The organism is Steroidobacter sp. (genome assembly GCF_016790065.1).
Taxonomy (GTDB): Bacteria; Pseudomonadota; Gammaproteobacteria; order Steroidobacterales; family Steroidobacteraceae; genus Steroidobacter.
Map to the genome: position 1 here is coordinate 1 of NZ_JAEUPY010000582.1, position 1,860 is coordinate 1,860.

Here is a 1,860-nt window from a genome sequence, read left to right on the forward strand (position 1 = left end):
ACTTGCCGATGGCGGATACGTCACGAAAGACGGCCTTGCTACGCTGCCTCGAGCCGCTCAAGGCACGAGGATTCATTCATGCGCACCCCGGTCAAACTCAGTCTGCTCGCGCTGCTGTCAGGGATGCTGACCGTCCAGGCAGACGCGCATCACTCATACGCAATGTTCGATGAGGATAAGTGCGCGACCATTGCCGGCAACGTCAGGAAGTTCACTTGGGCCTACCCCCACATGTGGCTCTGGGTAGAAACCGGGACAGGCGCAGACGCGAAGCCCATTCTGTGGGGCTTCGAAGGCGGCGACCCGGCTTCATTGGCGGTGGCAGGCTGGAAGCCGGACACACTGAAGCGCGGCGACAAGGTCACGGTGCTCTTCAACCCGCTACGCGATGGTCGCAAGGGCGGGTCGCTGCGCCAAGTCACCTTCGAGAACGGCAAGACACTCGGAGCGCAGGTTTCCGGTTCGGTCGACGACAAGTATTTCAGCACTTGCAAGCCGGCGAAGGGGTCATGATGGGAACCGGCTCATCCCGCTTGCTGCGCATGGTGCCGGCTTCGCTGCTGATGGTATTGGCCGCAGGATGCGCCAAACGTACCGGGGACGTTGCGCCGACCGCCGAGGAGGTGCCGTCGGCTGCGATCCGCGAACAGCTCAGTGGCACCTGGGTGATGACGGACGAAAGCACCTACAGCGCCTGGGTCGCTTGCTGCGAAGGCCCGGACACGGACGTGCCGTTCACGCCTGAGTTCAGGAAGATTCGCGACGCCTTCGCGACCATTCCCAGTTTTCCGGCCAAGGACAAACCGACGCTGAACAACTTGGCGAATTGCGTGACGGCGGGTGTGCCGGGCACGATCGAACATCCACTGATGTTTGAATTCCTGCTCACGCCCGGGCGCGCCAATGTCATCTTCATGGATGGCAGTTTCCGTCGCATTTGGACGGATGGCCGTGGTTTTCCCGAGACGTTCATCTACGATTACCAGGGCTATACGATCGGACGTTGGGAAGGCAATACGCTCATCGCCGAAACGCAGGGCATTTCCCCGCGCGCCGACATGTTCATCGACGGCGGCATCAAGACCACCAAACAGACGAAAGTCACGGAACGAATCACGGTGGAGAGTGAGAAGTCGCTGCGCATGACCATCACCGTGGAAGATCCCACGGTGTTCGCGCAGCCGTATACCTATAAGCGAGACTTCATCAAGGTGCCGCTCTCGTTCGAAGTCGGCTGCGCCGCGGAGAATCGCGACACGGGCAGCGAAGTAGATCTCACGCCGCCGGCAGACGATGAGTGAGGTGAGGTCTGCGCTCAAATAAGGGCGGAGACGCCGCCGTCGATGGGCAGCACCTGACCAGTGATGTGCTTGCCCGCGGCGGAGCACAGGAGCACGGTGGCACCTTTCAGATCTTCATCGTCTCCTAATCTACGCAAGGGCGCGCGTGCTATCAGTGCTTCGAAGCCCTGAGCGTCCATCGTGCCGCGGGTCATCTTGGTGGGAAAGAAACCGGGCGCAAGCGCGTTGACGTTGATGCCGAACTCGCCCCATTCACCGGCCAGCACTCGAGTGAGATTGATCACGGCGGCCTTGCTGGTGTTGTAGGCCGCGGTCTCCATGGACGTGCCGGGCGCGCGCAGGCCACCGATAGAGGCCATCATCAGGATGTGACCTTGGCGTTGCGGGATCATGCTGTGTTTCGCAATGTACTGGCTCAAGAGAAATACGCCACGCACATTCAGGTTCATGACCTTGTCCCAGGCTTGCAGCGGATAGTCTTCGGCCGGCGCACCCCAGGTCGCGCCGGCGTTGTTTACGAGGATGTCGACTCGTCCCAGACGTTCGATGGCATCGCGAC

The 1,860-nt window shown here is 61.0% G+C and carries 3 protein-coding genes; 2 read left to right on the forward strand and 1 reads right to left on the reverse strand.

Going from position 1 to position 1,860, the window contains the following annotated elements; translation table 11 throughout:
• The first annotated feature begins 78 nt into the window (after positions 1–78).
• Entirely contained in the window at positions 79–513 is a 435-nt protein-coding gene (locus tag JNL55_RS24140) for a DUF6152 family protein (RefSeq protein ID WP_293860205.1), read from the forward strand.
• Positions 513–1,301 carry a hypothetical protein gene (locus tag JNL55_RS24145; RefSeq protein ID WP_293860208.1) on the forward strand — a complete coding sequence of 263 codons (789 nt, stop codon included), beginning with the start codon at positions 513–515 and terminating at the stop codon, positions 1,299–1,301. The genes JNL55_RS24140 and JNL55_RS24145 overlap by 1 nt, the downstream gene beginning before the upstream one ends.
• A gap of 14 nt (positions 1,302–1,315) precedes the next feature.
• Here JNL55_RS24145 and JNL55_RS24150 read toward each other — a convergent pair.
• A partial coding sequence (locus tag JNL55_RS24150; RefSeq protein WP_293860210.1) for an SDR family oxidoreductase occupies positions 1,316–1,860 on the reverse strand: 545 nt, incomplete at its 5' end.

Bases quoted from the DNA above. Each gene is read 5' to 3' on its own strand.
- JNL55_RS24140 (WP_293860205.1), top strand. From the start codon at position 79: ATGCGCACCCCGGTCAAACTCAGTCTGCTCGCGCTGCTGTCAGGGATG.
- JNL55_RS24145 (WP_293860208.1), top strand. From the start codon at position 513: ATGGGAACCGGCTCATCCCGCTTGCTGCGCATGGTGCCGGCTTCGCTG.